The sequence below is a fragment of the Pacificibacter maritimus genome, from assembly GCF_003814915.1.
GTDB classification, from domain to species: Bacteria; Pseudomonadota; Alphaproteobacteria; order Rhodobacterales; family Rhodobacteraceae; genus Celeribacter; species Celeribacter maritimus.
In genome coordinates, this window is sequence record NZ_RKQK01000001.1 from 1047542 (window position 1) to 1068582 (window position 21041).

19 protein-coding genes, 1 tRNA gene and 1 pseudogene are annotated in these 21041 nt (G+C 51.1%); 14 read left to right on the forward strand and 7 right to left on the reverse strand.

Annotated elements, in window-relative coordinates:
* Positions 1-188 precede the first annotated feature (188 nt).
* Positions 189-536: pseudogene (locus EDD53_RS14960) on the reverse strand (transposase family protein); the annotation flags it as partial.
* 231 nt (positions 537-767) lie between these two features.
* Here EDD53_RS14960 and EDD53_RS04840 point away from each other — a divergent pair.
* The 5 genes from EDD53_RS04840 to EDD53_RS04860 are packed head-to-tail and all read left to right on the forward strand — an operon-like array spanning position 768 to position 6084.
* Positions 768-2141, forward strand: a complete 1374-nt coding sequence (locus EDD53_RS04840; protein WP_123792039.1) for a lipopolysaccharide biosynthesis protein — start codon at positions 768-770, stop codon at positions 2139-2141.
* On the forward strand, positions 2138-3049 hold the full coding sequence (locus tag EDD53_RS04845) for a sulfotransferase family protein (protein WP_123792040.1): 912 nt from the start codon (positions 2138-2140) through the stop codon (positions 3047-3049). The genes EDD53_RS04840 and EDD53_RS04845 overlap by 4 nt, the downstream gene beginning before the upstream one ends.
* Positions 3046-3984 carry a glycosyltransferase family 2 protein gene (locus tag EDD53_RS04850; RefSeq protein WP_123792041.1) on the forward strand — a complete coding sequence of 313 codons (939 nt, stop codon included), beginning with the start codon at positions 3046-3048 and terminating at the stop codon, positions 3982-3984. The genes EDD53_RS04845 and EDD53_RS04850 overlap by 4 nt, the downstream gene beginning before the upstream one ends.
* A 56-nt stretch (positions 3985-4040) precedes the next feature.
* Positions 4041-5231: an O-antigen ligase family protein gene (locus EDD53_RS04855; RefSeq protein ID WP_170162682.1), complete on the forward strand. Its 1191-nt coding sequence runs from the start codon at positions 4041-4043 to the stop codon at positions 5229-5231.
* Positions 5221-6084, forward strand: a complete 864-nt coding sequence (locus EDD53_RS04860; protein WP_123792043.1) for a sulfotransferase family protein — start codon at positions 5221-5223, stop codon at positions 6082-6084. The genes EDD53_RS04855 and EDD53_RS04860 overlap by 11 nt, the downstream gene beginning before the upstream one ends.
* A gap of 12 nt (positions 6085-6096) precedes the next feature.
* Here EDD53_RS04860 and EDD53_RS04865 read toward each other — a convergent pair whose 3' ends face one another.
* The 6 genes from EDD53_RS04865 to EDD53_RS04890 form a co-directional block, all read right to left on the reverse strand.
* On the reverse strand, positions 6097-6849 hold the full coding sequence (locus tag EDD53_RS04865; RefSeq protein WP_123792044.1) for a WecB/TagA/CpsF family glycosyltransferase: 753 nt from the start codon (positions 6847-6849) through the stop codon (positions 6097-6099).
* A gap of 103 nt (positions 6850-6952) precedes the next feature.
* Positions 6953-7765: a phage head spike fiber domain-containing protein gene (locus tag EDD53_RS04870; protein WP_123792045.1), complete on the reverse strand. Its 813-nt coding sequence runs from the start codon at positions 7763-7765 to the stop codon at positions 6953-6955.
* 110 nt (positions 7766-7875) lie between these two features.
* Positions 7876-8139, reverse strand: coding sequence for a spike base protein, RCAP_Rcc01079 family (locus EDD53_RS04875; RefSeq protein WP_123792046.1), 264 nt, complete (start codon positions 8137-8139; stop codon positions 7876-7878).
* A gap of 564 nt (positions 8140-8703) precedes the next feature.
* A complete protein-coding gene (locus tag EDD53_RS04880) occupies positions 8704-9891 on the reverse strand; it encodes a hypothetical protein (RefSeq protein WP_123792047.1) in 1188 nt (395 codons plus the stop codon).
* 188 nt (positions 9892-10079) lie between these two features.
* Positions 10080-10334 carry a hypothetical protein gene (locus tag EDD53_RS14915; protein ID WP_211331583.1) on the reverse strand — a complete coding sequence of 85 codons (255 nt, stop codon included), beginning with the start codon at positions 10332-10334 and terminating at the stop codon, positions 10080-10082.
* Positions 10335-10508: 174 nt separating this feature from the next.
* Positions 10509-10598, reverse strand: a tRNA-Ser gene (locus tag EDD53_RS04890).
* Between the two features lie 289 nt (positions 10599-10887).
* Here EDD53_RS04890 and EDD53_RS04895 point away from each other — a divergent pair.
* The 9 genes from EDD53_RS04895 (at position 10888) to EDD53_RS04935 (ending at position 21034) form a co-directional block, all read left to right on the forward strand.
* Positions 10888-11784: an SPOR domain-containing protein gene (locus tag EDD53_RS04895; RefSeq protein ID WP_123792048.1), complete on the forward strand. Its 897-nt coding sequence runs from the start codon at positions 10888-10890 to the stop codon at positions 11782-11784.
* Between the two features lie 93 nt (positions 11785-11877).
* Positions 11878-13089, forward strand: coding sequence for a D-alanyl-D-alanine carboxypeptidase family protein (locus EDD53_RS04900; RefSeq protein ID WP_425464045.1), 1212 nt, complete (start codon positions 11878-11880; stop codon positions 13087-13089).
* A 9-nt stretch (positions 13090-13098) separates the two neighbouring features.
* A complete protein-coding gene (gene tmk / locus EDD53_RS04905; RefSeq protein ID WP_123792049.1) occupies positions 13099-13728 on the forward strand; it encodes a dTMP kinase in 630 nt (209 codons plus the stop codon).
* A complete protein-coding gene (locus tag EDD53_RS04910; protein ID WP_123792050.1) occupies positions 13725-14876 on the forward strand; it encodes a DNA polymerase III subunit delta' in 1152 nt (383 codons plus the stop codon). Before tmk ends, EDD53_RS04910 begins: the two co-directional genes overlap by 4 nt.
* Positions 14877-14916: 40 nt before the next feature.
* Positions 14917-15705, forward strand: coding sequence for a TatD family hydrolase (locus EDD53_RS04915; RefSeq protein ID WP_123792051.1), 789 nt, complete (start codon positions 14917-14919; stop codon positions 15703-15705).
* Complete coding sequence (locus EDD53_RS04920; RefSeq protein WP_123792052.1) at positions 15702-16496, forward strand: MBL fold metallo-hydrolase; 795 nt, start codon at positions 15702-15704, stop codon at positions 16494-16496. The genes EDD53_RS04915 and EDD53_RS04920 overlap by 4 nt, the downstream gene beginning before the upstream one ends.
* Before the next feature lie 5 nt (positions 16497-16501).
* The gene (locus tag EDD53_RS04925) at positions 16502-17440 is read left to right on the forward strand and encodes an AEC family transporter (protein WP_123792053.1); all 939 of its coding nucleotides are present in this window, start codon (positions 16502-16504) and stop codon (positions 17438-17440) included.
* A 270-nt stretch (positions 17441-17710) separates the two neighbouring features.
* Positions 17711-19891: a Hint domain-containing protein gene (locus EDD53_RS15050; protein ID WP_123792054.1), complete on the forward strand. Its 2181-nt coding sequence runs from the start codon at positions 17711-17713 to the stop codon at positions 19889-19891.
* Between the two features lie 240 nt (positions 19892-20131).
* Positions 20132-21034, forward strand: coding sequence for a siderophore ABC transporter substrate-binding protein (locus EDD53_RS04935; protein ID WP_123792055.1), 903 nt, complete (start codon positions 20132-20134; stop codon positions 21032-21034).
* Positions 21035-21041 lie beyond the last annotated feature (7 nt).

Consider the following 21041-nt stretch of genomic DNA (forward strand, 5'->3'; position numbering starts at 1 on the left):
TGGCACGATACATAAGCGGATATGGTATTTCTTGGTGTTTTCTCACTCCACAGTGCGCAAACCTGGGCTTAATGTCAAAAACGCATTTAATGATCTACCTAAAATCGGATGTGTTTATGAAAATGAATTATGTTCGAACTTTACGAATTAACAAGGCCGCACCAACAAACCGCCACCTTTGTCTTGCTCCCACGACGCAGCAGAATGCGTGAAACGATAGCGTTAGACATTTTGATGCCGTGATAGCGCGCCAGATACCAAACGATCCGCATCGAGCAGCATCGGGCCGTGGTTGTATTACGGCAAAGTTAGACGCCCTTTTTGCGCACAGGGGCGATGTGCTGTTGGCATGGCATTTTGGGATGGACGGCGCGTTCATCAGGTCTGCTTTGCCACGTTCAGCGTAGCGCTTGCGCCACCGATAAAAGCTGGCGCGGCCAATCCCAAAACAGCGGTAAGCCTTGGCAACATCGCCAATCTCCTCAGCGGTCCAGAAACCGCAACTTGCGTTGAAGCTCGCGGTGATCCTTGCTCATGAACATCTCCTGCTTCTCAAATCTGGGAGTTTAACGGAAATGTCGCGCGCGTAACGGCACATCTAGAGTTTCAAAACACCAAGGTTAAGGCACTCAGGAAGCGTGAAAGCCAAAAGATGTTGCACTGCTCACTGTCTGGGCGTGTTTTATACTGGTACAACCTTGCTAGGCTTGACCTAAAGCTTTTTACCGTGCTTTACACAAAAGGATTTATGCACAGTGGGCAGACTTATGACCGATACGAAACGCGCATCTCGAAGCCCACTTATCATAGCTTCGGCAATCGGCGGGTTGTATAAGTTTGCTGGCGTTGGTCTAGCATTTTTGGTGCTACTGGTCCTTGCGAAACAAATGACTCCTGTTGAATTTGGCATCTACTCAATTGGGTTTTCGATTGCCAGCGCCGCATGGTCCCTAGCGACAGTGGGCCAGCCAGTTTCCGTTGTCCGTTTTTGGCCCACACTTGAAGAAAAATACGACACCGCAACCGCAAATTTCGTGCTGATCAGAGGGTTGAAAATCGTCTCGATAGGCGCTGCTTTGATGTTGGCCGCCTTTGGTGTCATCAGCCTCTTGGATCTGAATTTAGGAGCAGTGTCCGCAAGCTCAAGCGCGCTCCTGTGGACTGGTTTGTTCACGGTTGCTCTGGCTTACTCGCAGTTTCTTTGCTTTGCTCTGCGTGCTCAAGGCTTGCTGAATTGGTCTTTGGTGCCGCGTGATATTCTTTGGCGTGCGGGGGTCATTGTCATTGCTTTGGCCGCAGGCGATTTGACTGGGGTACAGGGCATTGCGCTGACAGGCTTGGTGTTGACCACCGTTACACTTGCTCAACTTATAAAGATGCTACGCATACAAGGTCCGAATGGCGAAAAGTTTCAAACACGTCGGCCACCACAAGAAGAAATAGCCAAAATGCAGTCCGCGCAGTGGGGGCTCTATGGGGTAAACATTGCAAGGCAATGGTTGCAACAAGCCGCGACTATTGTGGTCGCAATTGTTCTCGGTCCCGTGGCCGCAGGGGCCTTTTTCGCAGCACAAAGATTGGCGAATTTACTGTCACTCGTGCTTGTTGGAACCAACCAAGTGTCTGGCCCGATGATCGCACGTGATTGGCATGCCGGACGCAAAGATGATCTGCAAAAACTGATCACTGCTGTCGTTGTTTTCACTGCGGCAACCTCTGTACTGGGTTTAATTTTCTTTGGCGCTTTTGGCGGCTGGATGTTAAGCCAGTTCGACCCATCCTACCGAAATGTCTATTGGGCGCTCATCGCCATGGCTTGCGGGCAATTGGTCAATTCTGCCTGTGGCCCCAATGGCAATCTGCTAAATTTGGCTGGCGAAGAACGTAGTCTTCTAAAGGTCTCTGTGGTCAGCGGCATCGCTAATATTATTTTTACAGCAGGCGGAGCCTATTTTGGGGGCGTGCTGGGAGCAGCAATCGGAACCGCAATGGCCACCGTGCTGTGGAATCTCTGGGCAACACTTTTATGTGCCCGTAAACTGGGCATCCTTCTGGTTCACCCCTCTCACCTGCGCAACGTCCGTACGACTTTAAAAGAAGTGATTGCACGCAAACGCGGTCGTAAAGGAAAGACCAAATGACACAACCTACAGGCCGCTGGCCAAACCTGTTCATCCTAGGCGCCCCAAAGTGCGGCACCACGTCAATCGCACATTGGTTGTCACAACACCCAGATGTTTTGATGAGCCATCCCAAAGAGCCTGGCTTTTTCAATGACGACTATAAAGATGGCCATTTTCGAGGCCGTCCTCAGCGCTACAAAAAATTGTTTGCGACTGAGACCCCGCATAAATTCTACTGCGATGGAACAGTTGACTACCTTGCCTCTAAAAATGCCGTTCCAGCCATTTCTAAAGTCGCCCCTGATGCGAAATTTATTGTGGCAGTGCGCAACCATGCCGATCTGGTGTTTTCACTACATCAACAAGAACGCGTAAGTGGGAACGAACTTGAAGCTGATTTTGTAAAGGCCTTCGAGCTTTCATCTGAACGCCGCGCGGGGCGCAAAATTCCGATCACGGGACCTGAGCCTAAAAAGATTGATTACGAAGAACGCGTTCGTATGGGCGCGCAACTTAAACGCGCACTTGAATATATTGATCGCGATCGTTTGCTGATTGTGGATTTTGATCTGATCAACTCTGATAGCCCTGCCGTTTGGTCCAAGATCTGTGATTTCTTAGACCTTTCTGCACCTGAAATCAGCCTTGCTGCACGAAACCCACGCAAATCTGTTTCCTCAGTTCCTGTGACGATCCTGCGCAAGTATTTGCGTCGTATTAAGCGCACTTTGGGACTAACCCAAGACATGGGCCTAGCTTCCCCGATCAAAGCTTTGGCAACATCGGTTCCAGAAACAAAGCCGAAATTGGATCCTGTGCTGCGCGCCGCACTTGATACAAAATACGACTGGGACCGTGCCCTCATTTGCGACGTCAGCAAAACTGGCCCAGCAGCCCTAGCAAAAGAAAGTTGGATAGACCAATGACCAACCCAACGCGCATTGTTATCGCCGCGGCAACCTTTTGCCGTCCACAAGGGCTAACGCGATTGCTGGATGCTATCGAGGCCCTAGACACAACCGCCGATGTGCGCGTTGTGATCTGTGACAATGACGCCGAAGACCAAGCTGGCATGCGCGTCGTTGCAGATCGCGCCAAGGATTTCCGCTTTCCCCTTGAATGCATTTTGGCACCTCAGCGTGGTATTTCACACGCGCGAAACGCGTTGTTTGACTACATCAGTAAAATCGAAGACTGCGATTTTGCCGCTCTGATTGATGATGATGAATGGCCCGACCCACAGTGGTTGACGGCCTATGAAACCATCGCACGTCAAACTGGAGCAGATGTCACAGGCGGCCCCGTTCTGTCCGCATTCGACTCTGAAACCGTCGATCCTGTCGTCGTAGGATGTGAACAATTCCGCAGAACCAAAAAACCAGATGGGCCCGTGCCCGTGATTTTGTCGACCGAAAACGTGTTCATCAAAAGCTCTGTGCTCACTTTGGTCGAACGTCCGTGGTTTGATGTTGATTTTGGCATCACGGGTGGCGAGGATGCGGACGTATTTCAACGCTTAAAACGCGCGGGGGCAAGCTTTGCTTGGGCCGATGCAGCGGAGGTGACCGAACTGGTGCCCGCGTCGCGCAGCACCAGAGCTTGGGCACAAAAACGGAACTTTCGACGTGGTTGCAACACAGCTTGGCGCGCCTTGCGCCGTCCTGGCAAACTAAAATCCCTGCCCCGTATTGTCTTGCTCGGTCTTGCGGGCATTGTAAGTTTTCCCGTATTTTGGGTCCTAAATATCGGCAAACCCATTCGCCAATTTGACGCAAAACTGCGCCTATGGCGTGCCTTTGGGTATTTTGCAGGCTTGGCACAGATCAGGATTCAAGATTACAAAAAGGTGCATGGACGTTGAGGCAGACTTTGCAATCTTCATTTGATACGGCCGCGCCCCTCAGACGCAGAAGCAGAATGAACAACGTTGTGTTTGTACTGTTGTTTGGTTTTATTCTGGCCAGCGTGAGCATTAAAAGTAATCAAATTACATTCTTGATAGCGTTTTCGGCGGCAGCCCTATTTCTGGTGTTATGTGCGTTAACCCGTATCAAAACAGGTTTATTGGGGATTCCATTCCTTGTGGCTCTGACCCTTGTATGGATTGCTTTGACCGCCATTTGGGCACCATCATTTGTAGAAACATCGATTAAAGTGCTGCGGGCCTCTTGTGTTGTTATTGCAATATTTTGTGGTGTGTCGCTGCTTGGCGTACAGCGCGTAATGCGCAATCTACCCGCCCTTGTGTTTACGATGATCGTTGCCCAATACATTGCAATCTTTTTCTTTTCGTTTGGCGTCCATGCCGAGCACGAAGTGTATCTTAGGGGCGCATGGCGTGGTTTCATGGCGCATAAAAATGAAGCTGGAGCATTAGGGGCAGTTGCGGTTTTAGTTTTCGCTCGCGAAATCTTTTTGCGCCCAAGTCTTTTCATGCTACTGGGGTTAACCCTCTCAAGCATTTTTTTGCTGCAAACAAATTCTGAAACGTCTTTCGTGCTCGTGTTCTTAGGCCTGTTCACTCTGTTTGCATTCAATAGCTTTCGGTTGTCTCGCCTCTGGCGTTACTTGCTAACGCTCACCGCTTTGGCATCGATTATTGTTATCTTTATCATCGTTGTTGGGTCATCAATCAGTGAAACAATCTTTGGTGATCCTTATGGTTTTACGGGTCGGGTAGGTCTTTGGAAGGCAGCGATTTACTATTGGGAATTGCACCCAATCATCGGAAATGGGTTTCGATCTGTTTTTGGCAACCCAAACGTTAATTTGTTTTCCATTGCGCAAACCCCCTATACGGTTCTCGCCCCGCACCCACATAACGGATACGTCGATATGCTATCAGGGACGGGTTTGGTCGGCTTTCTTCTGGCGACATTCGCGTTCCTTGTGGGACCAATATACCGCGCTTTAAAAATCTCAAATATCACTGCAAAGACGCCTGTTCCGCTCTGTACGGCCATCATTGTTTTTTCCGCTGCGCGCGCCTTCTTCGAAGGTAGTATTTTGCAGTACGACAATGCTGCATGGGTCCTTTGGCTTTTAGCTTTGGCCATATTTTTCCAATACTTCTCTGACATTAAAAAAGGCTCTAACGATGACAGTTAGTTCTCCCCGTATGCCCGATTTCATTATCATAGGCTCAATGAAATCAGGGACGACAACTCTACATGAAGATCTTGATTTACACCCAGACGTGGTGATGTCGAGCTGGAAAGAGCCCGGCTATTTTGTTGGGCCTGATTTTGGCGGCCCTGCAAAATTGCCTTTGCCTGCGGCACGCACTGCCGACTACATTAAGCTGTTTGAAAATGTGCGCGACGATCAGATCTGCGGCGAAAGTTCAACCCATTACACCAAGTCGCCAAAACTCAATAATGCGGCACAGAACATCTATGACCGACTTGGGCCAAATACCAAATTGATCTATGTTATGCGCGACCCTGTAAAGCGCGCGATCAGTCAGTATGGTCATGAATTTCAGCACGGTGAAACTGATGTGCCAACTCTATCTGACGCCATCGATAGCTACGCGCCGATCATCAATACAAGTCGCTATGCCATGCAGCTCGAAAGCTATCGCGCGCTGTTTCCGGCAGAAAATATCTTGTGCCTGAAGTTTGAAAACATCATGACCGACAGACAGGGCTATGTGGAAAAAGTTCTGGAATTTTTAGGTGCAGATGTTTCGAAAATGCCAAAGCTTGATGAAGGTGTGGTGCGCAACACAGCCGAAGCACGCAGGTCTTGGAGCGGTTGGGCGCGACAACTACGTGCATGGCCCTTTTTCCAGACACAGATCGAACCTCGACTGCCCCATTCGGTGTTGAAATTCGCGAAGTCCTTTGTGACGAAACCACCTAGAAAAATTGAACTTGGCGGTGACAAACAAGAATTAGAGGCGCGTATCCTTGCAAAACTTTCTGCAGAAGATTTAGCCGTCTATAAGGCCGCACAGTAGACGACCCACGCTTCAGTCACGCGGGGGTAAGCCACCTGCGCGTTCAATAGAGCGCACATGACGCAAGAACACCACGTTGCCTAGGACATAACGTCGAAAAAGGCGACGTGGTTCGCGCAGCAAGCGGTAGGCCCATTCAAATCCCAAGTTGCGCACCCAAGACGGCGCCCGCGGGAAACGTCCAGCGATAAAATCAACGATAGCCCCGCCGCATAGGATAGTGACAGGTGTCTGGCCAAAGGCGTCACGCAATGCACGTGCCACTTTTTCTTGTTTTGGCATTCCCATAGCAAGCAAGATGATTTTCGGCTGCGCGTCTAGGGCTGCGTCCACATAGGCTTGAACTGGTTTGAACCCATCTTCACGCGAAACGATTGTATGACCGTCTTGCTCAAGACTTTGGCAGCCCTTAGAGAGCCACGGATCAGCTGTTCCATAAACGGCAAGCGGCATGTCTTTTGTGTGTTGCAAAAAGGCAGGCAAAAAGTCAGTGCCATTCATATTGAGGCCCGGCGCAACACCAAGTTTATCGAACAAGATCTGTAACCCCTTGCCATCGCGCAATACGATATCAGCGGCTAAAAAATCGTCAGCAATTTGCGAATTGGACCACATGATATTAACAGCATGCGCGTTGACAAATGCAACTGTTGTTGCCGTTTGTGGTTTTTTAAGGCGCTCAAATAATGCATCTTTTGATAGCTCATCAGGAATTAAGTCGATCTGAGAGAGAAGCTTGATCGCAGGGGAGGATGTGGCCGTCATTGAACAAATATCCGATATCTTGTTAGAGACAATGCTAGGCGAACCACCTTTGTGTTACAAGCTTTCCTCACAGACTTGCTGAACCTTTTGAGACGGGTTTGATTTATAACAGCGTGGCCGCAACGCTTTGAATATGACCTTGCGTCACGGGCAACACATACCCAGGACCAACAACAACGGGGCCAGTTTGTGTCGTGAAACCTTCGGCATATGTCACCTCAAAGTCGTATGTACCGACAAGATTATTGAAGGTCACCTGATCTGCAGCCCGCTGCCCGCTGCTCCCCTGTGTGGTGATAAAGCTGGTGTCAGTCGCGCCTTCTTCGACCTGCATCCCTAAAAGGACGATGGTTTCTCCGGATACACTGCTGTTTGCCCCCAATCCAATAGTATATGAGCCAGTATTAGGCAGTGTCAGTAAGACACACAGTCTACGTGTCAGACCGTCAGCGAGCAAATCGTCAGTGATTACACTTGGCGTGCCTAAATCAGTGCGGCTCATGTTATAAGCATTTGGGTACCCTTGGAATTGCGTTATCTGTGAGCCTGAATTTAGCCTAAATCGAAGTGACCCAGATGAACCGAGGCGATAATAAGCGGTCACGGCAATTTGAGGGTTCACGGCAACGTCAATGGAGATCCGCGCGCGCGACCACGCCTTTGCACCGCTATCCACTTCCAACCCGTCAAACTGCCCCAAGGCCGACAGGGCGAGATCAGAAACCGTACACTGATCTCCAGTCCAATAGGTTGTAGACGCATGGGACTCGCTGACTATATTTGTCGCTGCTGGCTCCGTCAGTAACCCGCGCAAAGTGAGCGATACAGGATCATAGTCAAACCGAGCTTCATGAGGTGCAGATGTGACCAACTGCCCCCCAGAGGAAAAATGGTTGGCCGACGAATTGCGCTGCACCGTCACTCCTGCAGGCAATACGCCTGACATAAAATTGTACACAGTCGCAGCGCTGCGTGACTGTGATAATTTAGTGCCGAGCTGGGTCCGAGGTGAAAAAGCAAACATGTTTACACTACCAACGCATGAATGCCTGCGGCTGTTGTGCCTGTCGCATGCACCCGAGAAGCCCCAACAGGAAGTATCGACATGTCTGGGACTGTCACGGTGCGCACTTGATCACGTACGGTTGAAAACCGCAGCGTCCCTCCAGTTTCCACATAGAGCGCGACACAGACCTCTGCCATATTTTCTGTATCTGAAGGCGTAACTTCAACGATATCTGTCGCTGGTCCCGAAATTTGTGACGAACGATCAGCAAAAATATTTTTCATTCCATTGTTCCTTTGATCTGCATGTATGCGAATACTCACAAACGAAAGCAAACAAACCTATTCAATCGCGTGCCCGACATTAACCGAATGTTAAGATTTGAAGACCGCACATTTCTTGCGCTCTTGCGCAAAGCATCGCGGCCAGTCTCGAGTTTATACATGTCGTTACGCACGGGACATTTCCTTTAACCTCTCAGATTTGGAAAATCTGGAAATGTCCATGAACAAGGATCAACGCGCGCTTCAATGAAAATTACAAATACTCCGATCTACCATAAGGATGAGCCACGTTGATTAGAGCTGCCGCTTGGCCGAAGTCTCTTGTACCGTCTTGTCACCGTGCAGCGCCCCAAGTGCCACAGCAGCTTTAAGCTGGCCTGAAACGTTGCATCGCTTTGTTATTTTTGTATCCATCGGCGAAAGTTTGGTTCTTATCCGTGGGGTTCGACCTCGGACAAACTGCTCGCATGTTGAATTGCGTTGTGAGCGCAAGAACACGCTCCATTCCAAGACGTACCAAAAACGAGAGTTTTCTTGGTGCGTCACTTTAGTGTTGCGATCAGGCTAAGGTAGAAAAGGGGTTACCAGCGGAGCATGCTTTAGCGCAAAGCTTGTAAAAACACCTAACGGTCCTACCACCAAGAACAAAAATATTAGGGCAATAATGCAACGACGCCAGCCTTCACAATTCGCGATAATAGCATCCGTTGTCTCTGGGTTGTGAAGCATAATCCAAACCGACAGAATTGTCATATTGATCAAGACGAAGCTCAGCCAGCGAAAATAGTCAAATCCAAGGGGATAAAGTGCGAGTGGTGTGAGGCAGGCCATAATAGCGAACCAGCTATGCCTTGGTAGACGTCGAACCGCCGTGATAACCATCATACCCTGGAGAAAAATGAAACCGGACATAATGGCAAAAAACTGTAAGTGTTGTTTCACAGGGGCATAATAACCCGCCTGGCGAATAGAATAAGTTATGTTCTCGGCCATGTCGCCAAAGAGAACCAACAAAATCAGTTTAATCGAATAATCATCGACACCAAAGTTTTTTGATATCAAATCAGTGAGGTTTTCCGGCGTCAGGATGTCGCCTTTCCCAAATAACCAGACCAAAGCTGTGACGAGGGAAATGGCGACACCAAAAGCGAGAGTGCTGACTGAAATCAGTGGTTTGTCATATCGGATAAGCCAAAGCGCCAAGCCTATTGGCATTGTTACAACCAAGGTAATCTCATGGATGAGTAAACTTACACACCCTACGACTGCCAGAAGCAACAGTGACAACTTGGCGGGCAGAGCATATGAACAGACAGCCCACAGCCCTAACAATAGGATTAAAAGTGCGTCGAACCTTCCAAAGTCGGCAGCTAAGTGGGGCAATGCTGCAGGTGACGCCCAAAGAGCAACGAGAACTAACGCGAGCACTGAACGTCCTCGCTGGCGCAACAGTGCATAAGTTGCTAGCATATACAGCCCGCTTAAAAGCAAGAGTGCCATCAAAGTGAATACGCCTGGTGCAGCACCCCATGGGCTGAATCCCAACAGATTAAAAATCTGCCCTACGAGGCCTCGCTTTAGGAATTCAACATCGTAGTTCAATATAAAATGAAGGGTTTTGTAATTGGATAGGACTAATCCATTTGAAAATATAATGATAGATACGGCCGTCACGGCGATGATAGCAACAATCGAGAAGGACGAAGCACTTACTCGTCTTGTTCCTATGGTTCGTTGTTCTTGTGATATCATGAATGGTAACCAGTTTTTTCTATGCCGCACTTAGCCGACTAACACTACGTCACACACATAGGATCATTAGCTAATCTTGAACACCAAACATTTGAGCTTCCCCCCCACAAAAAATTCGGACACTGACGTAAGCTGCAATTTGCTCACAACCGCGTCCAGCATCTGTGTTTGGTCGTGCGATGTGGCCATCAACGCATCCAGCGTTTGTCGTGCTCGATCCAGAAATCGCGGATGCCTTGATTGGGATGACTTTGCATAAGGTTATCTCCCGCATCGCCGTCCCGCCCAGCGAGACGCGCTTCCCAGCCTTCGATATACGACAGCCGGACTCCAGCCATTTTTTGCACCGCAACACCAAAGTAATCGGTTTTGAGACTGTCCCAAACAACAGACCTCGGCTCTACTGACGCATACCGTTTGGGCACACGTCGCTTTAAATCCAAGTCGATCCACGCAAGACAGGTTTTGACATGCGGCCACCCCCAACATTCGCTTTGTGTAGCAAAATGTGGTGCAAAATGGGTAGAAAATCAAAGGAGGTGATATAAAGGTGCTGGGAATTATACACTTGAGTATTTGATTTCATGTAAAAATTTAAATTTTTACATGAAATCAAATGGCGGAGGAACAGGGATTCGAACCCTGGGAGGACTTTCACCCTCGTCGGTTTTCAAGACCGGTGCATTCGACCACTCTGCCACTCCTCCGACGCGCTCTCTCTAGCGTTACAATTTCGATTCTAAAAGACATGTAACAAAAAAAAATGAAATTATTTTCAGTTGAGCGCATTTTCTTGCCAAATCTCTGAATACTTCCAAGGCGTGCCGTTTTTTGCCACCCCTGACAGGCAAGGCTTTCCAGCGCAGCATTCACAGGTTACACTGCCAAAAAATTGGATCGCGTGACGCCCTAAATAGGGTATCACACAAGCGGCACAGACAGAGACAGACAGAGCAGGCGCGCGCACAGACGCGTCACAAAGTTGAAGGGCACGACATGCAATTCTCAGGCATTCTATCACCCAACCGCAAAGCCTTAACGCGCTGCGCCTTACTGCTTGCCAGTGCCGCGTTTCTTGCAGGCTGCGAAGAAGGTCAGGTATTTCAATCCAAAGCCTCGGCCGAGGGCAGTTTGAAAGCAGAAACATCCACCAAGCTGGTTGAACGCGATGTCGAAGCACCTGATGTGTTTCAAATCAGCGACAAAGGCCTGTGGGATGGTCGCCCATCTTTAGGTGGTGTTTGGGTCGCACATGGTGATGTAACCGATCCTGAACGCGTTATTATTCGCAACACGACAAATGGTAAATTTGTGATCGGTGCCTTATTTAAACGCGAGCGCACCGCTCCTGGTCCATCTATCCAAGTGTCATCAGATGCCGCTGAGGCCTTGGGCCTTTTGGCTGGCAGCCCAGCGGATTTGAATGTCACCGCCTTGCGCCGCGAAGAAGTGGCCCAAGCGCCGGAGCCCGCGCAGATTGCGACACTCGAGCCAAGCGAGACCATTCAAACTGCATCCCTTGATGATCCGATCAAAGATGCGGCGGCCACACTCGCGGCCAGCGCGCCAACAGCGCCGATAACGCAAACAGCGCCGCAAGCCAGCCCCGCACCCAAACCTGCCGCAGCAGCCTTACCGACGCAACCGAAAGCATCGGCGTTAAGCAAGCCCTATATCCAGATCGGGATCTTTTCTGTGAAAGATAATGCGGATCGCACTGTTAAAATGCTGGGATCTCAGGGGCTTGTAGCGATCGTCAAGGAAGGCGAAACATCGGGCAAAGCATTCTGGCGTGTGGTTGTGGGACCATCAAGCAGCGCATCCGAGCGCAAAGGGCTTCTCGAAAAAGTGAAGAAATCTGGCTTTTCTGACGCATATTTTGTGACACACTAAAGCCGAAAACAAACGCCCCAATTGCCCCCTCTTGCACCGCCCATTACAGTGCAGGTCCATGAGGGTCCCTGTTGATAAGGATCGCACAGTACAATGGCCTTAAAATCAAATCGCCTCACAGGCATGTTTGTCGCAGCTGGGTTGGCTTTTAGCCTTGCACTACCCGCATCAGCTTTTGAAACCCGCGCCAAAGCGGCATGGGTTTACGACTTAAGCACTGAAACATTGCTGTTGGAAAAAGACGCGCAGACCCCCCTTCCGCCTGCATCGATGTCAAAACTCATGACCTTGAACATGCTATTTGAAGCTCTGCGCGATGGTCGCATCACCTTGGATACGCAGTTTTCTGTGTCCACGCGGGCCAAAAACATGGGCGGATCGACTATGTTCTTAGACGAGACCGACAGGCCAACCGTCGAAGAACTGATCCAAGGCATTATCGTTTTGTCTGGCAATGACGCATGTGTCACGGTCGCCGAAGGGCTGGCAGGCACCGAAGACAACTTTGCCCGTCTCATGAACGAACGAGCGGTGGCCTTGGGTATGGACAATTCGACCTTTGCCAACGCATCGGGCTGGCCCAACCCGAACCAACGCATGTCGATGGAAGATCTTGGTATCTTGGCCAAACGATTGATCGAAGAGTTCCCAGAATATTACGGGTACTTCGGCCAGCTTGAATTTCCATACGACAACCGCGCACCACAAAACAAAAACAACCGCAATCCTTTGCTGAAACTAGGCATTGGCGCGGACGGTCTGAAAACAGGCCACACGCAAGAAGCAGGATACGGCTTGGTCGGCTCAGCCATGCAGGGCACACGCCGCTTGGTTTTTGTGCTCACAGGTCTCACATCAGAGGCAGAGCGCGCGCAAGAATCTGAACGTGTTGTGAACTGGGGCTTTCGTCAGTTTGCCGAAAAATCCATCGCTGAAACGGGTCAAGAATTTGCCCGTGCTGATGTTTGGATGGGCGACCAGACGGATGTCGGTCTGATTGCTGGCGAAGATATGTCTTTGTTGCTTCCCGCCCCTTTGACCGATGGCATCACTGGCACGATCGAATACGCAAGCCCTTTGCAAGCGCCAATTCTACAAGGCGACAAAGTGGCTGAACTGGTGATTACACGTGATGGATTACCTGATGCACGCCTGCCTTTGGTCGCGGACAGAACCGTTGAACGCGGCGGGTTTGCCCCACGGCTGCGCACAGCCTATACCGTTTTGAAAGACAAGATCGGATCAGGAAGCGACATGCCTGCGCCCGAGGCTGCGCAGGCTGACGCCCCTGCTCAAGTGCAATAAGGACCGCCCATGTTCATCAGTTTCGAGGGCGTTGACGGCTCTGGCAAATCCACCCAAGCCAAGCTCTTGGCGCAAAAGCTGATTGATATGGGCTATGATGTGGTTCTCACGCGCGAACCAGGTGGCTCTATCGGCGCAGAAGAAATTCGCGCATTGGTTTTGGAAGGCGACCCAGATCGCTGGTCGGCGGAAACGGAACTGTTGCTGTTTACCGCTGCGCGCCGTGATCATTTGGAAAAAACCATTCGCCCCGCGCTCAAAGCTGGTAAAATCGTGATTTGCGATCGTTTTGCCGATAGTACGCGCGTGTATCAAGGCACCACACGCGGTGATCTTTTGGCGCGTGTAAACGCACTGCATGAGACAATGATTGGCGTTGAACCCGATATGACGATCTTGGTGGATATCGATCCAAAGCTGGGCCTTTCACGGGCAAAATCCCGTCAAACTGTCGAAGAACGCTTTGAAGATTTCGGGCTTGAGATGCAGATCAAAATGCGTGCGGCTTTCTTAGATTTGGCGCAGGCGGAAACCCGTTTTGAACTGATAGACGGCGCACAAGAGATTGATCAAGTCTTTGAAAATATTATCGACACGGTGCTGCCCCGCCTTGAAAACGCCCATAGGTCTCAGGCATGAGAGCCCCCGCAGGTGAAATGGAGCTTGAACCAGAAGCAGACCGTGCACCCGGCGCGCCGCATCCGCGCGAGACCCATGCGCTCTTTGGCCAAGAAAAATCCGAAACCGCTTTTTTAGAGGCCTATAACACAGGTCGCCTCCACCACGCTTGGCTCATCACTGGCCCGCGCGGCATCGGCAAGGCCACATTGGCGTGGCGCATAGCGCGGTTTTTGTTATCTCAACCGACCCAAAAAGACGACATGGGGATGTTTGGCGATACGCCCCCTGCCCCCACAACTTTGCACATCGGTCATGACACGCCCGTTTATAGACGCTCCGCGCAACTGGCTGAACCCCGTCTTAGCCTGATCCGACGCGGCTATGATGCAAAGAAAGGCAAACACAAAGCGCAGATTTCTGTCGAAGAGGTGCGTAAACTGAATTCTTTTTTCCAAATGTCAGCCACAGATGGCGGGCACCGTGTTGTTATTGTCGACAGCGCTGATGAAATGAATACAGCCGCGGCCAATGCTTTGCTGAAAACCCTTGAAGAGCCCCCCAAACACGCGGTGCTTTTGCTGATCTCTCATCAACCTTCACGGCTTTTGCCAACGATCAGATCACGCTGTCGCGAGTTGCGTTTGGGCGCGCTTGGCAGCGAAGATCTACGCCAAGCCCTTGACGCGGCAGGCTTTGATGCGGCAGACCAAAGTGAAGCCCTTGCTGAATTATCAGCAGGCTCGGTTGGGGAAGCCTTGAGATTGACCAATTTGGACGGAATGGATGCGTACCGCGAAGTGGTTGCCTTGTTTGCGACCCTGCCCAAACTTGATCGCGGCCGTGCGCTGAAACTGGCTGAAAGCTGTGTGGGCGCGGCCAATGTGGATCGGTATGATTTAATCATCGGTCTGCTGGATCAGTTCTTAGCCAGATTGGCACGCACAGGCGCTGGCCGCCCGCCTTTGGTCGAAGCTGCTCAAGGCGAGGCCGAGGTGATGACGCGCTTGGCCCCCGACAAGTTCGCCGCCAAAGATTGGGCAAGTTTGCAGCAAGAAATATCCGCGAGAGCTGCCCATGCACGGGCGGTGAACCTTGACCCTGCAGCACTGATCCTTGATATGGTATTCAAGATAAATGACACGGCCCTGCGCGTCACACGATCCTAATCGGTTCGGTGCTGCGCCCTGCCAAAGCTAGAGCACCCGCATGTCCGACCCAAAAATTACCGACAGCCATTGCCACACCGATTTTTCTGACTTTTCCGATGAATTGCCACAGGTGATTGACCGCGCAATTGAAGCGGGCGTGCACCGCATGGTCACGATCTGCACCAAGTTAAAAAATGCCCCCGATGTGCAAGCCATTTCCGAACGCTTTGCGCCTGTGTTTTGGGCGGCAGGCACCCACCCTATGTCTGCGGCCGATGAACCCTTGGCCACTGTCGACGAATTGGTAAAACTGGCAGAGCATCCGAAATTTGTGGCCATCGGCGAGACGGGTTTGGATTATCATTACACCGCCGAAAGCATGGAGATTCAGCAAAAAAGCCTGCGTATTCATATCGAAGCGGCGCGTCAAACGGGGCTCCCTTTAATCATTCATGCCCGCGCGGCCGATGATGACATGGCGCGGATTTTGACCGAAGAATATAAGGCAGGCGCCTATTCTTGCGTGATGCATTGTTTTTCTTCGTCACGTGCTTTGGGCATGGCAGCTTTGGATCTTGGGTTCTACCTGTCGATGTCTGGCATCACGGCCTTCCCAAAATCGCAAGAGCTGCGTGATATCTTTATGGATGTGCCACGTGACCGTATTTTGGTGGAAACCGATGCGCCCTATCTCGCGCCCCCGCCCCATCGCGGTCGGCGCAATGAACCCGCCTATGTCGCCCATACAGCGCGTAAAGCAGCAGAAACATTTGGCATGGATTACGCTGAATTTGCGGCCCAAACCGAAGCCAATTTTGAACGTCTGTTCACGCGAGCTGTGCTTTGAGCTTAAGCTTGACGATATTGGGCTGCGGTTCATCTGGGGGCGTGCCGCGCATTGGCGGGCTGTGGGGGGCTTGCGATCCGCAGAATCCCAAAAACAAGCGCCTGCGATGTTCCGCTTTACTTGAGCGCAAAGGCCCCAATGGCACCACGACAGTTTTAATCGACACCTCGCCCGACATGCGCCAGCAGTTGTTGGACGCCCAAGTCAGCCATCTGGATGGCGTGGTCTACACCCATGCCCATGCCGATCACGTGCATGGTATTGATGATCTGCGCCAAGTGGTTTTTGCCATGCGCGCGCGTGTCAAAGTTTGGGCCGATAAAGATACCCAAGACGATCTGATTTCGCGCTTTGGCTATGCGTTTATTCAACCGCCAGGGTCTGATTATCCAGCGATTTTAGATTTGCACACCATTGATGGCGCAATCACTATAGATGGCGCTGGCGGGCCTATCACGTTGACGCCGATCAAGGTCAATCATGGGCGCATTGACGCGCTTGGTTTCCGTATTGGCGATTTGGCCTATATCCCCGATGTTTTGAACATATTTGATGAAAGCTGGCAGCTGTTAGACGGGCTTGGCACCTTTGTGATTGATGCGTTGCGATATGATCCGCACCCTTCGCATGCGCATTTGGCGCGTACGCTGGACTGGATCGAGCGCCTCAAGCCAAGCACAGCCGTTTTGACAAATATGCACATTGATCTCGATTACGATAGGCTTGATGCTGAAACGGCTGACCATATCATTCCTGCACATGACGGACAGGTCATCCAGATCAAGGACTAACCCCTATGCAAGCCCTGCTTGAAGTCGTTCTACCCGTTTTTCTCATCATCGGATACGGGTACCTTTCGCGCTGGCGCGGCTGGATTTCAGACAACGCAGTTGATGCTTTGATGAACTTTGCCCAAAATTTTGCTGTGCCGACTTTGTTATTCACTGGCATTGTGAAAATGGATCTGGGCGAAAGCTTTCAGGCACCTTTGCTTTTTTCTTTCTATATCGGTGCTTTCGCAGGGGGAGCCTTTGCATTTTGCGGCGCATACTACCTCTTTAAACGCAGTTTGGTGGATTCAGTCTCGATCGGTTTCATCGGCTTGTTTTCAAACAGCCTGTTGCTTGGGGTGCCTATCACGGAACGCGCTTACGGCGTTGACGCACTGGGATGGAACTTTGCGATTATTTCGATTCACGCGCCGCTTTTATACGCAGCTGGCATCACAGCGATGGAATTTGCGAAAGCTCAAGGTCTGGGATTATCAGCAGGCAAACTGGCCAAACAGGTTGCCAAAGCGATCTTGATCAATCCCTTGATTATAGCGATCAGCGCGGGCTGGTTGGTGAATATCTTTAGCATTCCTATCCCCACCACCGCTTGGGATGCACTGCTCATGATGAACAACGCCGCTATTCCTGTCGCCTTGTTTGGCCTTGGTGGGGTGTTGGTGCGCTACAAACCGGAAGGTGATATGCGCATGATCGCTTGGGCGATCGCGGCGTCTTTGATGATCCATCCGATGATCACTTACGGCTTGGCGCATTTTGTGTTCGACCTTGACGTGGGCCCATTGCGCTCTGCCACTTTGACGGCTGCGATGGCACCGGGCGTGAACGCTTATATTTTCGCGAATATGTATAGTTCAGCCAAACGTGTCGCCGCTTCATCCGTTTTGCTAGGCACAGTGTTTGCGGTGCTCACAACATGGATTTGGCTCGCACTTTTACCATAATATCCAAATGATTTTTCGTATGAAGCTCACGCCCTGCGCACAGCTTGGCATGAGCTTCATACCTTTAGCTAAGCGCGACAACAGCGCTGCGCCAAGAGGATAATAGGAGAGTTCGCCGCTTATCGTCTTGATTGGTCTGCCTCTAAATTTCCCTGATTGTTCAAAGTTCTGAACCACGACTGCCTGAATTGCGCCTTAATCCGCTGGCACTCATTAACCAAGAATACTCCCGTTTAAAGTGCGAGGAGTAAGTGAAATGAGGTGCATGCGATGCCAGTCTACACAGTGAATTTTTACGACATCGACGCAAATTCCGTTTTCGGAAATGCGGGAACAAGTCTTGTGTATGCTGGCCCAGCGATCGCGGCAGGTAGTTCTGTCATCAATGATACGGGCACTGGTGCGAATGGTCTTGTTTTGACCGATGATAACGCTGGCGAAAACACCACCACATCGACATCGACGATCAACGGCGCAACGTCAACCAATGCGCTGACTGACGCTGAAATCGTTTGGACTGTGCGCGATACGGCCACGGGTGAAACCTTTGAGGTTGTGCAATTTAACGTAGAATCTGGCGCCGCAGCTGGCAACTACACCCTATCAGAAGTCGCCCTTGTGCCAGGGCGTACTTACGAAGTTCTCGCCCGCGACACGATCCCTGAAGTCGGCCAAGGCTTTGAAAACTTCGCCTATGCCGATTACGAAGACGGCATTGTCCAAGGCACGGCTGGCGATGATGTCATCGACGAAAACTACACAGGCGACACAGGCGGCGATCGCATTGATGCGCAAACCGTCACTTCAAATGTGCTGTCTTGGGAAAGCTTGGGCGCAGACAATACAGATATCGCCCAAACTGGGGCTTCAGCGACACTGGGCGGCATTGATGTTACCGTCAGCTATAATGACCAAGGCCCCGGTCAAACCGCAACGATTTCTAACACCACCATCTACAATGATGCGGGCGCAGGCGAAACCTTTGACACGGACAGCTCGCTGTTTTTGTACGGTGACAATAGCGGTGCTCAAACAGGGTCAGACACAGCCGAAGTTACCATCGACTTTGATACAGCCGCTGGATCTTTGAGAAACCCAGAAGTCGAAAACGTCACGTTTCGGATCTCGGATATCGACCTTAATCCAGGCGGTTTCGTTGATACGATCTCGGTCTACGCCTACGATCTTGAGGGCAATCTTGTCCCCGTTATTTTGTCGACCACAGGCGATGTAGATATCAATGCCGCAGGCGATGAAGCCACAGGCACAGCCGCGACAACCGCCAACACGGCAAGCGGGTCACTCTTGGTGACAATTCCAGGTCCAGTGGCCTCTATCGTGATTGACTACGGTAACAATGGCACAGCGCCACAAGCCGTCAACGTTTCAGACATTCACTTCGACAGCGTTTACGAAGACCTCGACAACACGGTCGAAGCTGGTGACGGCAATGATTTCATCGACGGCGGACGTGGCGACGACATTTTGAATGGTGGCGCAGATAACGACACGATCTTGGGCGGCTCAGGTGATGATATCATCGATGGCGGCACGGGCGATGATACTCTCAGCGGCGGCACGGGCAACGACACGATCTATGCAGGCGATGGCGATGACACCATCTATGCTGGCAGCGGCGATACGATTTACGGTGGTGCTGGCCAAGATACTATCATCATCGACCCCTCACAGCTTGAAGGCAACCCAGACCCACTAAACCCTGATACCATTACCATTATCGGCGATGAAACCGATGATGGCACAGGCGATGTCTTGGACATGAATGGTCTCATGGTGCCTGGTTCCGTTGTGCGCGATGCAGACGACCCTGAAAGCGGTTACGCCACACTGATTGATGGCACGATCATTCGCTTTGAAAACATCGAAACGCTGATTTGTTTTGGCCGTGGCACGCGCATCGAAACACCTTTTGGGCCACGTAAAATCGAAACGCTCAAAGTGGGCGATCTTGTTTTAACCCGCGATCATGGCCCACAACCTTTGCGCTGGATCGGTTCGCGCGGTGTCGAAGCCAAGGGCGATTTTGCTCCGATTGAAATCAAATCTGGCGCTTTGGGCAATACGTCTGATCTCATCGTCTCCCCACAGCACCGTATGCTGCTCGAAGATTGGCGCTCTGAGTTGCTGTTCGGCCAACGCGAAGTCTTTTCGGCCGCGAAACATTTGATCAACGACACGACCATTTATCGCCGTGAAGGCGGTGTGGTGGAATATTTCCACATGTTGTTTGACGCGCATGAAATCGTTTACGCGGAAGGCGCAGCCTCTGAAAGCTTCCACCCCTCGCAAATGTCTTTGACCGGCGTGGCCGACGCGGCGCGCGACGAATTGTTCAATCTTTTCCCAGACCTGCGCACAATGCCATCAGGTCACGGCCCGACAGCACGCCCCTGTTTGAAAGCGCATGAGGCAGGCCTATTGGTGGCCTAAGCTTGTCGTACTGGATCGTATGAAAATATATAAAAGGGCGTTATCTTTTTGGGTGGCGTCCTTTTTGTTTGCAGCAGATTAAAAGCTCTGCCAATTGCACGGTGATCACATTTCCGCCAAGGATTTTACATTCCACTTGCGCATCCGAAAAGTCCGAGTATTCATGTCGGATATCTTTCTGACTAATTGAGTCGGCTTTAAGCACCTCCCAGCTAAGGCCAAAACCATAAGGACTTTTCGATGAAACGCACCCTTGCCGCCCTCGCCTTGACCGCCATACCTACTTTTGCTTTCGCGCAAACCGTAGAGGTTGAAACCGCCACAGGCCCTGTTGAGGTCGCAACCTCACCCTCCACAGTCGTAGCACTTGACCTTGCCGCAGTCGATACATTGTCGGCCCTTGGTGTTGATATCGCAGGCCTGCCCAGCATCACACCGCCCGCATACATGGCAGATGTTTTTGCATCGACATCCACAGTCGGCACGCTGTTTGAACCCGATTTCGAAGCGCTCGCGGTTATGGGACCAGATCTGATTATCGCTGGCGGCCGCTCACAAGCGCAGGTCGAGCCCTTGTCCAAGATTGCACCCACAATTGATATGACTTTGGCGGACGAAGGGCTTTACGACCAAGCCGTGTCACGCGTCACATCATATGGCAACATTTTCGGCCTTGAAGACAAAGCCGAAGACCTGATCGCTCAATTGGACACAGCCATCGCAGAGGCTAAAGAAGCCGCAAAAGACCAAGGCGATGTTCTGATTTTGCTGACAAATGGTGGCAAAGTGTCTGCCTACGGCGACGACTCGCGCTTTGGCTGGCTACACAACACCCTAGAGCTTGAAGAAGCCTACCCCGAATTGTCCGCGCAAAACCACGGCGAAGCCATTTCTTTTGAATTCATTGCAGAAGTAAATCCAGATTGGATCTTTGTGGTCGATCGTGGCGCGGCAATTGGTCAAGATGGCGAAGCCGCTGCGGTGACTTTGGACAACCCATTGGTCGCAGGCACAACAGCCGCAAAATCAGATCACATTGTGTACCTCGACTCAGCGCCTTTGTACCTTGCAAGCGGTGGTGTTCAATCTATGCTGGGCACAGTTAATGAAGTGAAATCAGCGATGGCACCTGCAACCAACTAGGTCTAAA

Bases quoted from the DNA above. Each gene is read 5' to 3' on its own strand.
- EDD53_RS04900 (WP_425464045.1), top strand. From the start codon at position 11,878: ATGGCCTTAAAATCAAATCGCCTCACAGGCATGTTTGTCGCAGCTGGG.
- EDD53_RS04850 (WP_123792041.1), top strand. From the start codon at position 3,046: ATGACCAACCCAACGCGCATTGTTATCGCCGCGGCAACCTTTTGCCGT.
- EDD53_RS04865 (WP_123792044.1), bottom strand. From the start codon at position 6,849: ATGACGGCCACATCCTCCCCTGCGATCAAGCTTCTCTCTCAGATCGAC.
- EDD53_RS04855 (WP_170162682.1), top strand. From the start codon at position 4,041: ATGAACAACGTTGTGTTTGTACTGTTGTTTGGTTTTATTCTGGCCAGC.
- EDD53_RS04845 (WP_123792040.1), top strand. From the start codon at position 2,138: ATGACACAACCTACAGGCCGCTGGCCAAACCTGTTCATCCTAGGCGCC.
- EDD53_RS04840 (WP_123792039.1), top strand. From the start codon at position 768: ATGACCGATACGAAACGCGCATCTCGAAGCCCACTTATCATAGCTTCG.
- EDD53_RS04925 (WP_123792053.1), top strand. From the start codon at position 16,502: ATGCAAGCCCTGCTTGAAGTCGTTCTACCCGTTTTTCTCATCATCGGA.
- EDD53_RS04875 (WP_123792046.1), bottom strand. From the start codon at position 8,139: ATGAAAAATATTTTTGCTGATCGTTCGTCACAAATTTCGGGACCAGCG.
- EDD53_RS15050 (WP_123792054.1), top strand. From the start codon at position 17,711: ATGCCAGTCTACACAGTGAATTTTTACGACATCGACGCAAATTCCGTT.
- EDD53_RS04895 (WP_123792048.1), top strand. From the start codon at position 10,888: ATGCAATTCTCAGGCATTCTATCACCCAACCGCAAAGCCTTAACGCGC.
- EDD53_RS04915 (WP_123792051.1), top strand. From the start codon at position 14,917: ATGTCCGACCCAAAAATTACCGACAGCCATTGCCACACCGATTTTTCT.
- EDD53_RS04880 (WP_123792047.1), bottom strand. From the start codon at position 9,891: ATGATATCACAAGAACAACGAACCATAGGAACAAGACGAGTAAGTGCT.
- EDD53_RS04910 (WP_123792050.1), top strand. From the start codon at position 13,725: ATGAGAGCCCCCGCAGGTGAAATGGAGCTTGAACCAGAAGCAGACCGT.
- EDD53_RS04935 (WP_123792055.1), top strand. From the start codon at position 20,132: ATGAAACGCACCCTTGCCGCCCTCGCCTTGACCGCCATACCTACTTTT.
- EDD53_RS04860 (WP_123792043.1), top strand. From the start codon at position 5,221: ATGACAGTTAGTTCTCCCCGTATGCCCGATTTCATTATCATAGGCTCA.
- tmk (WP_123792049.1), top strand. From the start codon at position 13,099: ATGTTCATCAGTTTCGAGGGCGTTGACGGCTCTGGCAAATCCACCCAA.